Genomic DNA, 18,216 nt, shown 5'->3' with positions numbered 1-18,216 from the left:
TCATTCCCCTTTAGTTATTTTCCTCAAAGAGTCATAAACTCTTCCAATAACTTCCTTTTCTTTCATTGATATGTGTTTGAAGTTATAATTTTCTGACATCTTTGAATCTTTTGACCACCCCATGAGATAGCACCTTAAACCTGATTTTCGGCTGATATCTAAATTCGAATCATCAATTTCACTTGAATAGAAATAGTTCCAAGAATGTCTCAATTTATGACCTGATAAATTCTTTAATTCCGGGCTTGATTTTTTAATAGTCGAAATTATCTTTTCATATGCTGAAACAGACAAAGGTTCTCCAACTGTTTTACATGAACTGTGTGTAACAAACAGGAAGTTATGCTTCTTCTTTTTGGTGTATTTATTTCTATAGTTATTTATGTAATCCAAAATCTCCAATGCTAACTCGTCCGACAATGGAATTTCCCTTTCACCAGTTTTGACTAAAGGTTGATTCAGCCTTCGATCTTCAATGCAATCATGTCTTCTGAAAATACTTAGTGTGTAATCCCTAGGATTTAAATCATTAACTTTTAGATTTAATAGCTCTCCTGCTCTTAAACCACAATTCAATAGTAAGGTAAAAATGAGTCTGTTTCTCACTTGAACATCCTTCTGAAAAGGATTTTGGCTTCCTTCAATTTCTAATAACTCAAACAGTTTTTTTATCTCTTCTTTGCTCAGTGATTTATCTTTTCTGTCATTCATGCTAAGAGATTTATTTAGCGGGAGATGTGCTCTAATACTTTCTATGAAACTCTCGACTTCATATCTAGCATGAATTCCCTTAATAGAATGAAGTAAACCGCACAGCCAATTAAGATAGCTCGAAAAAACATGAATTCTATAGCCGAAAGTTCTTCTTGCAATCTGATACCCTTTTATTAATCTTACATTTGTAATCTTTTGCTTATCAAATCTCTGCCTTGCATAACGGATCAGGTCATCCACTTCTGCTACACTTAGGAACTCCTTAATTTCAATCCTATCAATTATATTTATTTTCCTGCTTTTGAGGAAATTGCTTAGTATTAGTAAGTTTGTTGCAACTATCTCCATCGTTGATGCGGTCGCACTTCTATTCCTGACATTGGTTGTAAGATAGAGATTTTGATAATAAACAGGCAACTGTGTTTCTTTATCGAGAACCAAACATCCTCGTTCGCCATTGCTCATCACAAATTTTTTTATTTGATATGACATTATAATAACCCTCCAAAAACTTTACATTTAGTAATCACTACGGCTTATATTTATTTTATCAATTTAAATTTTGCAAATTTTTTTGTTATATATGGCTTTATTTATAATGAATTTAAATATTTAAAAAATTTTCTTTCACGTGAAAGAAACAGGTACGGCTAGTAGAAAGTATCCATACCCGATATTAAGAAAACCATCTCTAAACCTTATAGCAAAAGCTCTGCCAGAAAAAAGGTAAAGAATTCCGTTAAATATAGTAATTTTTTAGATTTAAACTTTACAAAACCTCGTTTTTTTTGAAACTCAGTCAGTGAACTTATAAGGCCTATAAATTTACTTTCTTAATATTATTAAAAGTTAAAAGATCGATGTAGCAACATTCCTCTTAAGCAACATGCTTTCTTGAATTCTCTATAGTTAATTGAATCCATTCATCGATTTCGCTTTCGATAAAAGCAATAGCACGAATACCGATCTTTACAGGCTGTGGAAACCGATTTTGGCTGATAAGACGATAAATCCAAGCCTTACCAAATCCGGTTTTATTCATCACTTCTGACAGGCGGATAAGACGTGTGCATGGCTGATTCATGGTATTTCCCTCATCTATGTTGACGGAAATGAATATACGATTGAATCACCAGCAAAAAGAGCGACCTTCAGATCGCCAAGGGTCTGGATATCAGTCTTTATCAGAATCCGCGATTTTCATCACGTCTGAAACTCTGATGTTTTTGAGATGACTGTTTTTGTTGATGAACAGATGGAACTGACGGATGAAAGGTATACTGGCTGCTTTTATCGCCAGTGGTCTGTCTGTGTCCCGAATTTGGTGATTGAGGCGGGTCTGTTCTTCATCATCATCGTCGGTGTAAAGGAGGCGTGAAAGTCGATCTTCTGATATGCGAACCTTGTGCAGAGTAGACCATACAAGGATGTCAATCATGGGTATGAGTCTGTAGTTGATGATTTTCTTGATGGTTCCATAGCCAAACCTGATCGAATCAGATGTATCGGCTTCAATGCCCCGTACTTTACGCCATTGAGGTAGCGCGGCTTTCAAAGATTCAGCTATTTCCTCATCAGTTCCATTCGCAAGGTCTATTTCGACCATGACAGTATCTCTGAACAGCTTAGGGAGAGCTTCGGATACAGGGCTATCGAGAAATTCACGGTTAACCGAGTACTCATCACTTCCATCCCAGAAAAATAATGAATTCCGTAATCCAACGATGCTGAGCTGAGCCAGCCGTTCTGTCGTGGTCAAAAAGAAATGTGGGGGTTGGTAAAGGGTGTCCTCTCTCGTGAGGTATCCGAGATGTTGCTCTGTAATAAGAAACGGTTTTCCGCTGAAAATTCGGTCAATATAGAGGTTCACGGCTTTCGCTTCGAATTCCTCATGATAAGGCTTAAAGAACAGTGTCCTTGCAAGCAGCTCATGGTAAAGCTGTATGAGAGTCAGATCTTCAAATCCTCGATAGGTATTGATATCCAACCATTTTTTAACTTCTTTGGTGTGTTCCGTTGACCAGTTTCTCATGATTGCCATTTGGTGCCTTTGTTATTCCATTCAGAAATGGATAGTTGAACTCATCTGAGCGACCAGAAGCAATAATTATAAAAAATGCAGTCATAAAAAAGAGCTACGCTCTACCGAGACATAGCCCTTAGTTCAGCATCAGCTTCCTCTATGCACGTCGATTAAACGTCCCATGCATCACATTGCCACCATTCTCAAGGCTATCCATATAGTCAGCATACCATTGCAGCATCTCACGTCTGCCATCAAGATATTGCGCATGGTTATAGGTACCACGGATAGCATTCTTATCAAGATGCGCAAGCTGGGTTTCAATCCATGCGGTGTTGTAGCCTTGTTCATGAAGAACGGTGCTCATGGTATGACGGAATCCATGCCCCGTAACGCGGCCGGTATAGCCAATTCGCTTAAACACCTGATTGATACTGGCTTCGCTCATTGTTTTACTTGGATCATTACGACCGGGGAACATTAGATGAAAATTACCAGTCATTGCCCTGATTTTTTCAATAATTTCCAATGCCTGCACGGATAACGGAACAATATGAGGACGCCGCATTTTCATGCGTTCGGCAGAAATTTCCCATAACCCTTTATCAGTATAAATTTCAGACCATAACGCACCACGTAATTCACCCGTTCGAACACCAGTGATGATCATTAGTCGGGCGGCTAACACTACCAACTCACTACCAGAGTAGCCAGCAAGGGCTTTAAAAAAGGCTGGAAGCTCCTCAATGGTCAGGAATGGATAATGTTTAGACTCATGCCCCTGCATAGCACTGGTGAGATCTGGTGCGGGGTTATACTCGGCTCTGCCTGTAACTATGGCGTAGCGAAACACTTCACCACACCGCTGACGTACTTTCTTAGCTTTCTCAGTCGCACCTCGCTCTTCCATCTTTTTGAGCACGTTAAGCAATTCCAACGGCTTGATGTCTGCAACAGGACGTTGACCGATGAACGGGAAGACATCTTTGTTGAAGGCTTCAAGAATGTCAGAGGCATATCCCGCAGACCATTTCTTCACTTTCATGTTGTGCCATTCGAGCGCAATTTGCTGAAAGGTGTTTTTTACTTCTTCGATTTGGGCTAGTTTGCTTTCTTTCTTAAACGCACTCGGATCAACGCCATTAACCAGCAGCTTTTTAGCATCATCTCTTTTGCTTCTGGCATCCGCTAAGGTAATGGTCGGGTAAACACCAAACACCACACGTTTTTCTTTACCTGCGATACGGTATTTCATGCGCCAGCTTTTGGTGCCGTTAGGGAACACCTCCAGATACATGCCCCCACCATCTGCTAACTTATAGGGTTTATCTTTAGGCTTGGCAGTCTCGACCTGTCTGGCATTGAGCTTCATTTGGGGGCATCTCCTTTAGACCGAATACAACATGCCCCCACCGATGCCCCCAACTCACCGTAGATTTTCGTGAACGTGAGTAGACGAGCAGAGACAACAAGGGCCGTGAAACGGCGTATTATAAGGATTTAAAGGGTGTTTGAGTAGACTTAGGGAGACGTTAAAATAGGTAGGATGGTGCCGATAATAGGAGTCGAACCTACGACCTTCGCATTACGAATGCGCTGCTCTACCAACTGAGCTATATCGGCCCTGAGAGGCCGGTTACGAGCGTAACCACGGGGCAAAAGGTTAGATCTATCCGGGTGATGCGTCAATGCCCTTTTGAATCAAACGGCTATTTTTGCATCACCCGTGATTATTTACGCACGAATCGTATCGTCACCGAAGCCGATCCACTTGTACGTGGTCAGCGCCTCCAGCCCCATCGGGCCGCGCGCGTGCAGTTTCTGCGTGCTGACCGCCACCTCTGCGCCGAGGCCGAACTGGCCGCCGTCGGTGAAGCGGGTGGAGGCATTCACATACACCGCAGATGAATCCACTTCGTTCACGAAGCGATCCGCATTGCGCAGGGTGCGCGTCAGAATCGCGTCAGAATGCTGCGTCCCGTGTTCACGAATGTGCGCAATGGCGTCGTCGAGATCGGTAACGATTTTCACGTTCAGATCCAGTGACAGGAACTCGTCGTCGTACTGCTCCGCTTTTACGGGAACAACGTTAGCCGGGCCTTCCTGAAGCAGTGCGAGCGCACTAGCGTCAGCATGCAGCGTCACGCCGCTTTCTGCCATCTGTTTGCTCAGAGCCGGCAGGAAGGTGTTCGCAATACCCTGATGAACCAGCAGCGTTTCCACGGTGTTACAAGTGCTTGGACGCTGGGTTTTCGCATTCACGATAATCTTCAGCGCCGGTTCAATCTCAGCGCTGTCGTCGACAACGATATGGCACACGCCGATACCGCCAGTGATCACCGGAATCGTCGACTGCTCGCGGCACAGCTTGTGCAGGCCCGCGCCACCGCGTGGGATCAGCATGTCGATGTATTTGTCCATGCGCAGCATTTCGTTGACCAGCGCGCGGTCTGGGCTCTCGATCGCCTGTACGGCACCCGCCGGTAATCCACACTCTTCCAGCGCCTGCTGAATGACTTTCACCGTCGCGGCGTTGGTGCGCCATGTCTCTTTCCCACCGCGCAGGATGGCGGCGTTACCGGTTTTCAGGCACAGGGAGGCGACATCCACCGTCACGTTTGGACGGGCTTCATAAATCACACCGATAACGCCGAGCGGCACGCGGCGGCGCTCCAGGCGTAAACCGCTGTCGAGCAGCCCGCCGTCGATCACCTGCCCTACCGGGTCGGCCAGATTGCAGACCTGACGCACATCGTCGGCGATGCCTTTCAGGCGTGCTGGCGTCAGCGCCAGACGGTCGAGCATCGCTTCGCTCAAACCGTTACGACGCGCTTCCAGCAGATCCTGCTCGTTGGCGAGCAAAATCTCCTGTGACTGTGATTCCAGATAATCAGCGATTTTTTCCAGCACGCGGTTTTTCTCGCGGCTGGAAAGGAGCGCCAGTTTGTAAGAGGCAGCCTTCGCGGCAGCGCCCATTTGTTCCAGCATGTTCAGGCTCCTTAACGAATAATCATGTCATCGCGATGCACGGCAACCGGACCATATTCATAGCCCAGAATGGCGTCGATCTGCTGCGAGTGGTGACCCGCGATGCGGCGCAGGGCATCGCTGTTATAACGGCTTACGCCGTGGGCGATGTCGCGGCCTTCGAGGTTACGGATACGGATCACTTCACCACGGGAGAAGTTGCCTGTCACGCTTTTAATTCCTTTAGGAAGTAATGAACTTCCTCGTTCCAGAATCGCGGCGGTTGCCCCTGCATCGACGACGAGTTCGCCAGCAGGAGGCGCGCCAAATATCCAGCGCTTGCGGTTTTCGAGCGGGGATTCCTGGGCGTGGAAGCGGGTGCCGACGGAGATGCCTTCCATCACGTCGCCAATCACGCCGGGGCGGCTGCCCGCTGCAATGATGGTGTCGATACCGGCGCGGCACGCTACGTCAGCGGCCTGCAGCTTGGTCCCCATACCGCCCGTTCCGAGGCCTGAAACGCTGTCACCGGCGATGGCGCGCAGCGCATCGTCGATACCGTGAACGTCGCTAATCAGCTCGGCTTCCGGGTTGGAGCGCGGATCGGCGGTGAAAAGCCCCTGCTGATCGGTCAGAAGCAGTAATTTATCGGCACCCGCCAGAATCGCGGCCAGCGCAGAGAGGTTATCGTTATCACCCACTTTGATTTCAGCGGTAGCAACGGCATCGTTCTCGTTAATGACCGGAACAATATTGTTGTCCAGCAGCGCGCGCAGGGTATCGCGGGCGTTCAAGAAGCGCTCTCTGTCTTCCATATCCGCACGCGTCAGCAGCATTTGCCCGACGTGAATACCATAGATGGAGAATAGCTGTTCCCAGAGTTGAATGAGTCGGCTTTGGCCCACGGCGGCCAGCAGCTGCTTGGAAGCGATCGTCGCGGGGAGTTCGGGGTAACCCAGGTGTTCACGCCCGGCGGCAATCGCCCCGGAGGTCACAATCACAATACGATGCCCTGCGGCATGTAGCTGAGCGCACTGACGTACAAGCTCAACAATGTGGGCGCGATTTAGGCGGCGCGATCCGCCTGTTAAAACACTGGTACCGAGTTTTACCACCAGCGTCTGGCTGTCACTCATGATTCTCTGCCGTTCAACGATAAGGGAAAGTAATGTCGAACGAACGTTTTAACAGGAGTCAGCCCCGTTGCCAACTGCCTTAGCACATCGCGAAACACTTTGTTGCGCGGGATCAGGAAGCGTAGCGGGAAATTTTGACGCTTTTATTACCGAAATAATAAATCACAGTTTTTTAAAATTATTCTTAGTTTGTCATAAAAGTTTCATTCCAGAACGATAAAACCCTTCCTGTTTTTTCACGGGACTTAAGCATGAGCTTATCGTCCAGCGAATTTTTTTAGCGCGTTTATAAGACAGGATCGAAAATGAAAAAGAGCACTCTGGCATTAATGGTTATGGGCGTAGTGGCTTCTGCATCCGTTCACGCAGCTGAAGTTTATAATAAAGATGGTAATAAACTGGACGTGTACGGCAAAGTAAAAGCCATGCACTACATCAGTGATGATGCCACCAAAGATGGCGATCAGACCTACGTTCGTTTCGGTTTTAAAGGCGAAACTCAGATTAACGATCAGCTGACGGGCTATGGCCGTTGGGAATCTGAATTTGCAGGTAACAAAGCCGAGAGCGACTCTACTCAGAAAACGCGTCTGGCGTTTGCGGGTCTGAAGCTGAAAAACTTTGGCTCACTGGATTACGGCCGTAACCTGGGTGCCCTGTATGACGTCGAAGCATGGACCGATATGTTCCCTGAGTTCGGCGGCGACTCTTCCGCGCAGACCGATAACTTCATGACCAAGCGTGCTACCGGCCTGGCCACCTACCGTAATACCGACTTCTTCGGCGCGGTTGACGGTCTGGACATGACGCTGCAGTACCAGGGCAAAAACGAAAACCGTGACGCTAAAAAACAGAACGGTGACGGTTTTGGTACCTCTCTGACCTATGACTTCGGCGGCAGCGATTTCGCCGTCAGCGGCGCCTACACCAACTCTGACCGCACCAATGCTCAGAACCTGCTGGCGCGTGGCCAGGGGCAGAAAGCCGAAGCCTGGGCAACCGGTCTGAAATATGATGCAAACGATATTTATCTGGCTGCAATGTATTCTGAAACCCGCAATATGACGCCAATTTCCGGCGGGTTTGCTAATAAAGCGCAGAACTTTGAAGTGGTCGCACAATATCAGTTCGACTTCGGTCTGCGCCCGTCCCTGGGCTATGTTCAGTCTAAAGGTAAAGATATCGAAGGTATTGGCGACGAAGATCTGGTGAAATATATTGACGTTGGCGCGACCTATTACTTCAACAAAAATATGTCCGCGTTTGTTGATTATAAAATCAACCAGATTGACGACAAAAATAAACTGGGCGTGAGCAGCGATGACATCGTTGCACTGGGTATGACCTACCAGTTCTGATGATGCGAAATAAAAAAACCGGCTTGATGCCGGTTTTTTTATTGTCGGGGATTCATGCGGTCTTCCCCCCTCTCCCACAGGGAGAGGGGGGAAGACTATCAGGCAGTCAGCTTCACCGCTTCGCTGGAAAAGTCATCCGCGGGTTCGAACTTGAGATCCAGGGTAGCCAGCAGTGCGCGTGCCTTATCGTGAAACTCTTTTAGCGTATATTCCAGGCGGTCAATCACTTCCTGATCTTTAATCGTGGTGGCCTGCCAGTTGCCGTCTTTATTAAACAGGCCAAACTGGTAGCTATACGTAAAGCGTTTTTCCTCTGCTTCCATTTCCATCCACCAGCCCCAGAATTCACGTTTTTCGGGTGCAGGCTTCACGTTGACGCATACAGCCAGGCAGTCGAAAAAAAAGCGATTCTCTTCACACTGCTCTTCTCGAATATACGGGCCGAGAGCCATAAACTTCTTAATCAGTCTACTTTTCGGGTGTCCACTCGGTAACGTCATTGCGATCTCCTTTTGTGAAGCCACTGTTTTACCAAACCAGCAAAATTTAGCAATCTATTAACACAATCTCTGAGCGATCCAGCGCGTAATCTCTTTCAGTGCTTTATCGAAATTCTGATAGACCGGGCTGAACGGCACTTCAAGCAGTTTGCCATCCGCAGATGACGACGTGATTAAGCGCGACTCTTCTTCCGGACTGAACGGATCGTTTTTCCAGAACCCCGACAGCATCGGCGTTGGGCATCGACGTCCCAGCAAGCCCTGCGTTTTTAACGAGTAGCGATTGAGCTCAACGCGCAGCGCTTCGTCTGATGCATCATGCATGCCAAGACGGCTGGCCAGCACATCAAGGTACATTTCAGGTACGCTCCCCTGACGTGCAGGATCGCTAAGCAGAGCGTGAACGACCGGGCCGAGGCAGGCGACGGCTTTCAGACGAGAAGATTCAAGATAAGCCAGACGCACCGCGACGTTCGCGCCAAAACGGAAGCCGAAAGCCGCCACGCGGGTGTGGTCAACCCATGGAATGTTTTCCAGCGCTTTGAGCGCATGCTGGTGCAGCAGGCTGGAATCCTGAGTCAGTTTCCATTTAGATGAAAAACCAATTGAAGGCATATCAAGCGTCAGCATCGCGATCCCTTTTGGTGCGAAGTAACGCTCATACAGGCTGTAATAATCAATTTGCAGCGAATCCAGCCCGCCGCACATCAGCACGGTCGGGAACGGACCGTCGCCTTCAGGCATATGCAGGAACCCGGTGACGGGTGCGCCACCATGAATGCTGAACTCAAGCTCGCGCATTTGGCCCGGCAAACGCTGCGCCGCTTCTTCATAAGCACGGTTCGCCAGAGCCTGAGCCTGCTCCGCCAGTTCATCCCCTTTTAAATGCGGGTAGGCAGCAATCCCGTAAAGGTTAGCGGCGTGCAGCCAGTGCTTGCCGCTGAGCGTAGCATCCTCTTCCTGGCTGGCTTTTTGCTGCCAGACCATCGCCTGTTTCGACCACTCGTAGATCCAGTTGCCACCGCGGTAGCCCACCACCGTGTCGTAGAGTTCGCTGTCGGTACGCTCGGCTTCACTCATCACGATACGCGCCTGCACGTCGAGGATTTCACGAGGGTCAATGCCGCGCCAGATCCACATCAGACGGTTAATCATGCGATACCAGTGAGGCACGTTTTTACCGTCTAACGCGGACTGGACGGCAGGCTGGGTACCCGGATTAAAGCGACGCACCAGCGTCGACGTTTCAGGGTGTTTGAAACGGGGTTTGAAGAGAGTCTCGGTGAGATTCGCCTGCGTCATTGCGTTGCCTCCATGAATACGTCATATGAAGACTATTGTAACGCGTGGCAGGCCAAAAAGAACAACGCCCGACATAGTCGGGCGTGTAAAGTTACGTACTGGTATTAACGGCCTGAAATAGGCGGTACGAAGACCACGCCCATATCCCATGGCTGTTCAATCCAGGTGTCCTGCGGGATATCAATCACGTAATCGTCAACCAGCGGGCGGCCAGCAGGCTTCGCGAAGATAGTGACGAAATGGGCTTTCGGATACATTTCGCGGATAGCGACCGCTGTACCGCCGGTGTCCACCAGATCGTCGATAACGATGAAACCTTCACCGTCGCCTTCAGCACGTTTCAGCACGGTCAGCTCGCGCTGGTTGTCATGGTCATAGCTGGAGATGCAAACGGTATCGACATGACGAATACCCAGCTCACGTGCCAGCAGCGCCCCCGGTACCAGACCGCCACGGCTGACGGCAATAATGCCTTTCCACTGTTCGGAAGGCATCAGACGCGCAGCCAGTTTGCGTGCGTGAATCTGCAACATGTCCCAGGTGACGACGTATTTTTCGCTCATGTGAAGTGTCCCAGCCTGTTTTTATACGGCTTAAAAAGTGTTCGAGGGGGAAATAGGTTGCGCGAGATTATAGAGATCTGACGCACTAAAAACCAGTGTTTAGCGCCCTCTGCCTGAGTTTTTACATGCTTTATGCTACCAGCCAGCAGAGAAAGTGGTATTCTCAGTTTCATCTCGCAAGCCTGACTTGTGGTAACTATTAACCTGCTAACCCTGTGACCTGCAACCCTGTTTGCAGCGCCTCGACAAGGAGACTTATCGTGTCTGAACTGTCTCAATTATCTCCGCAGCCGCTGTGGGATATTTTTGCGAAAATCTGCTCCATTCCACACCCTTCCTACCATGAAGAACAGCTTGCCGAACATATTATGGGCTGGGCGAAGGAAAAAGGTCTGCATACTGAACGTGACCAGGTTGGCAACATTCTGATCCGCAAACCGGCTACCGCAGGTATGGAAAACCGCAAACCGGTTGTGCTGCAGGCGCACCTGGACATGGTGCCACAGAAGAACAACGACACCGTTCACGACTTCACCAAAGACCCGATTCAACCGTACATCGACGGCGACTGGGTGAAAGCGCGCGGCACCACGCTGGGCGCGGATAACGGCATCGGTATGGCCTCTGCGCTGGCCGTGCTGGCCGACGACAGCGTTGAGCACGGTCCGCTGGAAGTGCTGCTGACCATGACCGAAGAAGCAGGCATGGACGGCGCGTTTGGTCTGCAGGCGAACTGGCTGCAGGCGGACATCCTGATCAACACCGACTCTGAAGAAGAAGGTGAGATCTACATGGGCTGCGCGGGCGGAATTGATTTCATCTCTACCCTGCCGCTGTCGCGCGAAGCGATTCCTGCCGGTTTCCAGACCTTCAAGCTGACGCTGAAAGGGCTGAAAGGCGGCCACTCCGGCGGTGATATTCATCTGGGCCTGGGTAACGCCAACAAGCTGCTGGCGCGCTTCCTGGCAGGCCATGCGGCCGAGCTGGATCTGCGTCTGGTCGACTTCAACGGCGGTACCCTGCGCAATGCGATCCCACGCGAAGCGTTCGCCACCGTAGCGGTTCCCGCGGCAAAAGCGGACGAGCTGAAAAAACTCTCCACCGTATACCTGGATATCCTGAAAAACGAACTGTCGGCGAAAGAGAAAAACCTGACCGTAGTGCTGGAATCCGTGACCACGGATAAAACCGCCCTGACCGCGCAGTCTCGTGACACCTTCGTTCAGCTGCTGAACGCGACGCCAAACGGCGTGATCCGCAACTCTGACGTGGCGAAAGGCGTGGTGGAAACCTCACTGAACGTGGGCGTGGTGAGCATGAGCGACGACAGTGCGGAAATCATCTGCCTGATCCGCTCGCTGATCGACAGCGGTAAAGAGTACGTGGTGAGCATGCTGGAATCTCTGGGCACGCTGGCGGGCGCCAAAACGTCTGCCAAAGGCAGCTACCCGGGATGGCAGCCGGATGCGAGTTCTCCGGTGATGGCGCTGGTGCGTGAAACCTATCAGCGTCTGTTCAACAGCACCCCGAACATTCAGGTGATCCACGCCGGTCTGGAATGTGGTCTGTTCAAGAAGCCGTATCCAGACATGGATATGGTGTCCATCGGGCCAACCATTACCGGCCCGCACTCCCCGGATGAGCAGGTTCATATCGAAAGCGTCGGTCACTACTGGACGCTGCTGACTGAACTGCTGAAAGCGATTCCTGCGAAGTAACGCCCTCATCCAGCCGTCTCCCACAGGGAAAGGGTAAAACGAAGGCCCGGTAAGCGTAGCGCCACCGGGCTTTTTTACAATCCCAGAAGCAGCTGGCGCTCTAGCTGCGGATCCAGCAGCGTGACGTGCAACCCCACCAGCCTCACCCCTCGCCCGCCCCGGCGTTCTTCCCATGCCTTTTTCGCCGTCGCGATAAGATCGTCTTTATTCAGACGCGGCCAGACGTGTTCCTGCGTGGTCTGCTGGAAGTCGTTGAATTTGAGCTTGATGCCCTGACGGGCGATGAGCAGGTCCGGCTTCACCTTGCTTAAGCGTCGCTCCAGTTCCGGGTAGAGCTGTTCCGTGATAATAGATTCGCACTCGGACCAGTCATGAATATCTTCAATAAGTGTGCGCTCAACGCCGACGGATTTCCGCAGCCGCTCGCTGTTCACATCGCGATCGTCAATCCCCTGGCTGCGCTCCCACAGCACGCGGCCAAACTTCCCGAACCGCTTAAGCAGCATCGCGAGATCGCTTCGCTGCACGTCTTCGCAGGTGCGTAACCCCATGCTTTCCAGCTTTGCGGCGGAGACTTTCCCAACCCCAGGGATTTTGCCAAGCGGCAGCGTTTTTAAAAATGTGGGCACCTCTTCCGGCGTAATGACGTACTGACCGTTGGGCTTATTTAAATCGGAGGCGATTTTGGCAAGGAATTTAACGGGCGCCACACCCGCCGATGCCGTCAGATTCAGCTCGTTGAAAATCGTCTGACGGATCTCCTTAGCCATCAGCGTCGCGGAGCCGTGGCAGTGCACGCTGTCGGTCACATCCAGATAGGCTTCGTCCAGCGACAGCGGCTCTATCAGAGAGGTATAGCGGGAGAAGATTTCCCGAATATGGAGGGAAGCCTCTTTATAGGCTTCAAACCTGCCGGGCAGAAGTGTGAGATGAGGGCAAAGCTTTAAGGCCATCGCCGTTGGCATCGCGCTGCGCACGCCAAATTTGCGCGCAGGATAGTTGGCGGTGCTGATGACACCACGCTGAACGCGGCTGCCGCCAATGGCGATGGGAATATCCCGCAGCGCCGGGTTGTCACGCATCTCCACTGCGGCAAAAAAGCAGTCCATATCGACATGGATTATTTTGCGCATAGTAAGCCCTCACTCATCACTGGATAAGTATACAGTAAACAAATGAGGATTGAGAAGCAGATGTAAGAATGCCGGGTGGCGGCTTTGCCTTACCCGGCCAACAAAAACTTAAATAATGCGCTTCTGCTCGCGGGCCATTCTTTTTTTCCGCGCATCGCACGGCTCCGGACAGTCGCAGACCTTTTCCATCCCAATAGAGGAAATACCGCCGCAGCTGCCCTGAATGCTTTTCCGCTTAACGATCCAGCCTAACGACATGCCGAAGATGACAAGCACAAACACCACAAAGGTTGCCAGAAACGTCAGCATCATCAGCCTCCAAAGTCATCGAGCAAGATGTTCTCATCTTCGACGCCGAGATCTTTCAGCATCTTAATCACGGCGGCGTTCATCATCGGCGGACCACACATATAGAACTCGCAGTCCTCAGGCGCCGGGTGCTGCTTGAGGTAGTTTTCATACAGCACGTTGTGGATGAACCCCGTATAACCCGTCCAGTTATCTTCCGACTGCGGATCGGAAAGCGCCACATGGAAGGTGAAGTTCGGGTTTTCACGCGCCAGCTGTTCGAACTCATCTTCATAGAACATCTCGCGCAGCGAGCGCGCCCCGTACCAGAAGCTGATCTTACGCTGGCTACCCAGCCGCTTGAGCTGGTCAAAGATGTGCGAGCGCATCGGGGCCATACCGGCACCGCCGCCGATAAACACCATTTCCGCGTCGGTATCTTTCGCGAAGAACTCCCCGAACGGGCCGGAGATGGTCACCTTATCCCCAGGCTTCAGGGACCAGATGTATGACGACATGACGCCCGGCGGTGCATCCGGCACATTCGGTGGCGGCGTGGCGATACGCACGTTGAGCATGATGATGCCCTTCTCTTCCGGGTAGTTGGCCATCGAGTAGGCGCGCAGCGTCGGCTCTTTCACCTCCGAGACAAAGCGGAAGAGATTGAATTTGTCCCAGTCGGCGCGGTACTCATGCGGCACGTCAAAGTCCGCATAGGCCACAGCGTGCTCCGGGCACTCAATCTGAATGTATCCTCCGGCGCGGAACGGGACATGCTCGCCTTCCGGCACCCGCAGCTTCAGCTCTTTTATAAAGGTGGCTTTGTTATCATTAGAAATAACCTCGCACTCCCATTTTTTGACGCCGAAGATCTCTTCCGGCAGCTCAATCTTCATGTTCTGGCGCACCGCGACCTGGCAGGCCAGACGACAGCCCTCTTTTGCCTCACGCTTTGTGATATGCGCCAGCTCGGTTGGCAGAATATCGCCACCGCCCTCTTTTACCGTCACGCGGCACTGCCCGCAGGAGCCGCCGCCGCCGCAGGCTGAGGAGACAAAAATGCCGTTACCGGAGAGCGTGTTGAGCAGCTTGTCTCCGGCCGGCGTGCGGATCTGATTCTGCGGCTCGTCGTTAATATCAATCACCACGTCGCCGGAATTCACCAGCTTCGCGCGCGCCGCCAGAATAAGCCCTGACAGCACCAGTACAATCAGCGTGAACATCACCACGCCAAGGATAATTTCCATCTGTTTGCCCTTATAGCTGCACACCGGAGAAGGACATAAAGCCCAGCGCCATCAGCCCGGTGGTGATAAAGGTGATCCCCAAGCCACGCAGCCCCGCAGGCACGTTGGCATATTTCATTTTCTCGCGGATCCCCGCCATGGTGACAATCGCCAGCATCCAGCCGATGCCGGAGCCAAAACCGTACACCACGGATTCGCTGAAGTTGTAATCACGCTGAACCATAAACGAGACGCCGCCAAAGATGGCGCAGTTCACCGCGATCAGCGGCAGGAAGATCCCCAGCGCGTTGTACAGCGACGGGAAATACTTATCGAGGATCATCTCGAGGATTTGCACCAGCGCCGCGATCACCCCGATAAAGGTGATGAAGTTCAGGAAGCTGAGATCAACCCCTTCCACCAGCGCGCCGTCCCGCAGCACAAAGTTGTACACCAGATTGTTGATCGGTACAGATAAGCCGAGCACCACGGTAACCGCGATACCGAGACCAAAGGCCGTCGACACTTTTTTGGAAACCGCAAGGAACGTACACATGCCGAGGAAAAACGCGAGCGCCATGTTTTCAACAAACACCGCCCGCACAAACAAACTCAGGTAATGAGCCATCGTCGGTTACTCCTTTTCCTGCTGTTCTGGCTTCAGCGTACGAATCAGCCAGATCAACAAACCGATAATGAAAAATGCGCTAGGGGCCAGCAGGAACAGGCCGTTTGGCAGATACCAGCCGCCGTTCTGCACCGTGTCCAGCACCGTGATGCCAAACAGCTTGCCGCTGCCAATCAGCTCACGCAGGAATCCCACGGTCAGCAGGATCACGCCGTAGCCCAGGCCGTTGCCGATGCCGTCCATAAAGCTCGCCAGCGGTGGCATTTTCATGGCGTAGGCTTCCGCACGCCCCATGACGATACAGTTGGTGATAATCAGCCCGACAAACACCGAGAGCTGTTTGGAGGTTTCATAGGCAAAGGCGCGTAGCAGCTGATCGACCACGATCACCAGCGAGGCGATGATCGCCATCTGTACGATGATCCTCACGCTGTTGGGGATATGGTGGCGGATCATCGAGATAAACATGCTGGAGAACGCCGTGACCAGCGTGACCGCCAGCGTCATCACTACCGCCGTTTCCAGCTTGGTCGTCACCGCCAGAGCAGAACAGACACCCAGCACCTGGAGCGTGATCGGGTTATTGGCTAACAGTGGGCCAATGAGCACCTTTTTAACTTCTTTCAGTTCACCGGTATCAGCCATTGTTCAGCGCTCCTTCACGTACGTTTTTCAGGAAAGGACCAAAGCCCAGCTCGCCCATCCAGAAATCAAAACTGTGCTGCACGCCTTTTGAGGTGAGCGTGGCGCCGGAAAGCCCGTCGACGGCGTAGTCGTCACCGGGACGTGCCGCCCCTTTCATCACCTTCAGCGCAGGCAGGCCGTTATCGTCGAGCACTTTCTTGCCGACAAACTGTGCCCGCCAGTTAGGGTTTTCAACTTCGCCACCCAGCCCCGGCGTTTCGCCCTGGTCGTAATACGTAATGCCTTTTACCGTGCGGCCATCGGTATCAAGGGCCACAAAGGCATACATCATTGACCACAGGCCGTTGCCGTAAACAGGCAGTACCACTTCCTGAATACGTTTTTGGGGGTCGCGAACCAGATAGATTTCGGCAAGGTTGCTGCGACGCTTAATCCCGGCGGGATCTTGCGCTGCCTCCAGCGTCAGGCTCATCTGTGGATCTTTCAGCGCCAGCGCCTGGTTGAATGTTGCCGGGTCTTTATCCAGCAGTTCACCTGTTTTTAAATCCACCAGACGCGCCGAAATACGTTCGGCAAAGACGGCCGAAACGTCGTCTGCGCTCATTCCTTCCTGCATCAGCCCGGCGACGGCCAGGATGTTGCGCTGTTTATCCAGCGCACGTTGCTCCTGCTGCAGGGGTTTTAACCCCACGGCAGAGCCGGCCACAACAATAGAACAGACCAGACAGAGCACCAGCACCACCAGCAGCGTTTTGCTGATGCTGTCGTTATTTTTAACCTCAGCCACGCGCCTTCCTCCGCTTAATGTTGGCCCGCACCACCAGGTAATCGAAGAGTGGCGCAAACAGGTTGGCAAACAGAATGGCCAACATCATCCCTTCCGGATACGCCGGGTTGACCACGCGGATCAGGACACACATCGCGCCAATGAGCACGCCATAGCTCCATTTACCTTTGTCTGTAAACGAGGCAGAGACGGGGTCCGTCGCCATGAACATCATGCCGAACGCGAAGCCACCCAGCACCAGATGCCAGTACCACGGCATGGAGAACATCGGATTGGTGGTCGAACCGATAACGTTGAACAGGGTGGCGGTCAGCACCATGCCGATCATCACGCCCGCAACGATCCGCCAGGAGGCCACGCGACCGAAAAGAATGATCGCCCCGCCAAGCAAAATCATCAGCGTAGAGACTTCCCCGATGGAGCCCGGAATGTTGCCAATAAAGGCATCAAACCAGGTGACAGGCTGACCTGTAGCGTTGTTGACCAGCGTTTCGCCGCCGTGTGCCGCCCACTGTGAAAGCGGCGTTGCGCCGGAAAAACCGTCTGCCGCCGTCCAGACCAGGTCGCCCGAGATTTGCGCCGGATAAGCAAAGAACAGGAACGCACGCCCCGCCAGCGCAGGATTAAGGAAGTTACGCCCGGTCCCACCGAAGATCTCTTTGGCAATCACCACGCCGAAGCTGATGCCCAGCGCCGCCTGCCAGAGCGGCAGTGTGGGTGGAACAATCAGAGCAAAAAGAATCGAGGTCACGAAGAAGCCTTCGTTGATCTCATGTTTACGGATGATGGCAAACAGCACTTCCCAGAAGCCGCCCACGATAAATACCGTGATGTAAATCGGCAGGAAGAAGACCGCGCCCAGCGTCATCATGCTCAGCCAGCCCGCGTCCGCAGCGAAGCTCACCCCTAACGACTGGGCCAGACGGTAGTGCCAGTCGGACTGGATCACCTGTGCCAATTGCTGTGCATCGTACATGTGGTGCAGCGCCGGAATGGTCTGCAGGCCGACGTTGTACATGCCCCAGAACATCGCGGGGAACACCGCAAACCACACAAGGATCATCATGCGTTTCAGATCGATAGCGTCGCGAACGTGCGCCGCCCCTTTCGTCACCAGCCCAGGCGTGTAGAAAATGGTCGTCGTTGCTTCATATAACGGGTAGTACTTTTTGAGCTTCCCTTCGGTAAAGTGCGGCTCAATTTTTTCAAAGAGGTGTTTTAAGCCCAT

At 51.9% G+C, this 18,216-nt stretch carries 18 protein-coding genes and 1 tRNA gene; 2 read left to right on the top strand and 17 right to left on the bottom strand.

The features are described from left to right. The 7 genes from F0320_RS04050 to proB form a co-directional block, all read right to left on the bottom strand. A complete protein-coding gene (locus F0320_RS04050; RefSeq protein ID WP_012542762.1) occupies positions 1–1,206 on the bottom strand; it encodes a tyrosine-type recombinase/integrase in 1,206 nt (401 codons plus the stop codon). A 385-nt stretch (positions 1,207–1,591) separates the two neighbouring features. Further along, positions 1,592–1,798 (bottom strand): helix-turn-helix transcriptional regulator, encoded by a 207-nt coding sequence (locus F0320_RS04045; protein WP_001075424.1) that lies wholly within the window; start codon positions 1,796–1,798, stop codon positions 1,592–1,594. Positions 1,799–1,888: 90 nt separating this feature from the next. Then, positions 1,889–2,746 (bottom strand): DUF6387 family protein, encoded by an 858-nt coding sequence (locus F0320_RS04040; RefSeq protein ID WP_001412615.1) that lies wholly within the window; start codon positions 2,744–2,746, stop codon positions 1,889–1,891. Positions 2,747–2,894: 148 nt separating this feature from the next. Further along, positions 2,895–4,109: a tyrosine-type recombinase/integrase gene (locus tag F0320_RS04035; RefSeq protein WP_001412614.1), complete on the bottom strand. Its 1,215-nt coding sequence runs from the start codon at positions 4,107–4,109 to the stop codon at positions 2,895–2,897. Between the two features lie 175 nt (positions 4,110–4,284). Then, positions 4,285–4,360 (bottom strand) — tRNA-Thr (locus F0320_RS04030). Between the two features lie 111 nt (positions 4,361–4,471). After that, entirely contained in the window at positions 4,472–5,725 is a 1,254-nt protein-coding gene (proA, locus tag F0320_RS04025; RefSeq protein ID WP_047653277.1) for a glutamate-5-semialdehyde dehydrogenase, read from the bottom strand. Positions 5,726–5,736: 11 nt separating this feature from the next. Further along, a complete protein-coding gene (proB, locus tag F0320_RS04020) occupies positions 5,737–6,840 on the bottom strand; it encodes a glutamate 5-kinase (RefSeq protein WP_047653276.1) in 1,104 nt (367 codons plus the stop codon). A gap of 305 nt (positions 6,841–7,145) precedes the next feature. Here proB and phoE point away from each other — a divergent pair, with 305 nt between their 5' ends. Then, positions 7,146–8,198, top strand: coding sequence for a phosphoporin PhoE (gene phoE, locus F0320_RS04015; RefSeq protein ID WP_047653275.1), 1,053 nt, complete (start codon positions 7,146–7,148; stop codon positions 8,196–8,198). A gap of 98 nt (positions 8,199–8,296) precedes the next feature. Here phoE and crl read toward each other — a convergent pair whose 3' ends face one another. The 3 genes from crl to gpt all read right to left on the bottom strand — a co-directional run bounded on the left by crl (position 8,297) and on the right by gpt (position 10,563). Further along, positions 8,297–8,698 carry a sigma factor-binding protein Crl gene (crl, locus tag F0320_RS04010; protein WP_023310506.1) on the bottom strand — a complete coding sequence of 134 codons (402 nt, stop codon included), beginning with the start codon at positions 8,696–8,698 and terminating at the stop codon, positions 8,297–8,299. Positions 8,699–8,755: 57 nt separating this feature from the next. Beyond that, positions 8,756–10,000 carry an esterase FrsA gene (gene frsA, locus F0320_RS04005; protein WP_149323979.1) on the bottom strand — a complete coding sequence of 415 codons (1,245 nt, stop codon included), beginning with the start codon at positions 9,998–10,000 and terminating at the stop codon, positions 8,756–8,758. A 104-nt stretch (positions 10,001–10,104) separates the two neighbouring features. Next, on the bottom strand, positions 10,105–10,563 hold the full coding sequence (gpt, locus tag F0320_RS04000) for a xanthine phosphoribosyltransferase (protein WP_010427903.1): 459 nt from the start codon (positions 10,561–10,563) through the stop codon (positions 10,105–10,107). Positions 10,564–10,823: 260 nt separating this feature from the next. On the opposite strand from gpt, the gene pepD reads away from it, so the two are divergent. Continuing rightward, complete coding sequence (gene pepD, locus F0320_RS03995) at positions 10,824–12,281, top strand: cytosol nonspecific dipeptidase (RefSeq protein ID WP_149323978.1); 1,458 nt, start codon at positions 10,824–10,826, stop codon at positions 12,279–12,281. Between the two features lie 74 nt (positions 12,282–12,355). Here pepD and dinB read toward each other — a convergent pair whose 3' ends face one another. The 7 genes from dinB to F0320_RS03960 all read right to left on the bottom strand — a co-directional run bounded on the left by dinB (position 12,356) and on the right by F0320_RS03960 (position 18,216). Further along, entirely contained in the window at positions 12,356–13,414 is a 1,059-nt protein-coding gene (dinB, locus tag F0320_RS03990; protein ID WP_047653272.1) for a DNA polymerase IV, read from the bottom strand. 108 nt (positions 13,415–13,522) lie between these two features. Then, positions 13,523–13,726, bottom strand: coding sequence for a (Na+)-NQR maturation NqrM (gene nqrM, locus F0320_RS03985; protein ID WP_126329145.1), 204 nt, complete (start codon positions 13,724–13,726; stop codon positions 13,523–13,525). Continuing rightward, positions 13,726–14,949, bottom strand: a complete 1,224-nt coding sequence (nqrF, locus tag F0320_RS03980; protein WP_126329146.1) for an NADH:ubiquinone reductase (Na(+)-transporting) subunit F — start codon at positions 14,947–14,949, stop codon at positions 13,726–13,728. The genes nqrM and nqrF overlap by 1 nt, the downstream gene beginning before the upstream one ends. Positions 14,950–14,959: 10 nt before the next feature. Continuing rightward, positions 14,960–15,556: an NADH:ubiquinone reductase (Na(+)-transporting) subunit E gene (gene nqrE, locus F0320_RS03975; protein WP_008500255.1), complete on the bottom strand. Its 597-nt coding sequence runs from the start codon at positions 15,554–15,556 to the stop codon at positions 14,960–14,962. A gap of 6 nt (positions 15,557–15,562) precedes the next feature. Beyond that, positions 15,563–16,201: an NADH:ubiquinone reductase (Na(+)-transporting) subunit D gene (locus tag F0320_RS03970; protein ID WP_014882676.1), complete on the bottom strand. Its 639-nt coding sequence runs from the start codon at positions 16,199–16,201 to the stop codon at positions 15,563–15,565. Beyond that, a complete protein-coding gene (locus tag F0320_RS03965) occupies positions 16,194–16,988 on the bottom strand; it encodes a Na(+)-translocating NADH-quinone reductase subunit C (protein WP_126329147.1) in 795 nt (264 codons plus the stop codon). Before F0320_RS03965 ends, F0320_RS03970 begins: the two co-directional genes overlap by 8 nt. Further along, positions 16,981–18,216: an NADH:ubiquinone reductase (Na(+)-transporting) subunit B gene (locus F0320_RS03960; RefSeq protein WP_047653269.1), complete on the bottom strand. Its 1,236-nt coding sequence runs from the start codon at positions 18,214–18,216 to the stop codon at positions 16,981–16,983. The genes F0320_RS03965 and F0320_RS03960 overlap by 8 nt, the downstream gene beginning before the upstream one ends.

It is taken from the genome of Enterobacter dykesii (assembly GCF_008364625.2).
In the GTDB taxonomy this organism is placed as follows: Bacteria; Pseudomonadota; Gammaproteobacteria; order Enterobacterales; family Enterobacteriaceae; genus Enterobacter; species Enterobacter dykesii.
The sequence above is the reverse complement of the archived record's forward strand: the minus strand, read 5'-3'. Positions and strand labels throughout refer to the sequence as shown.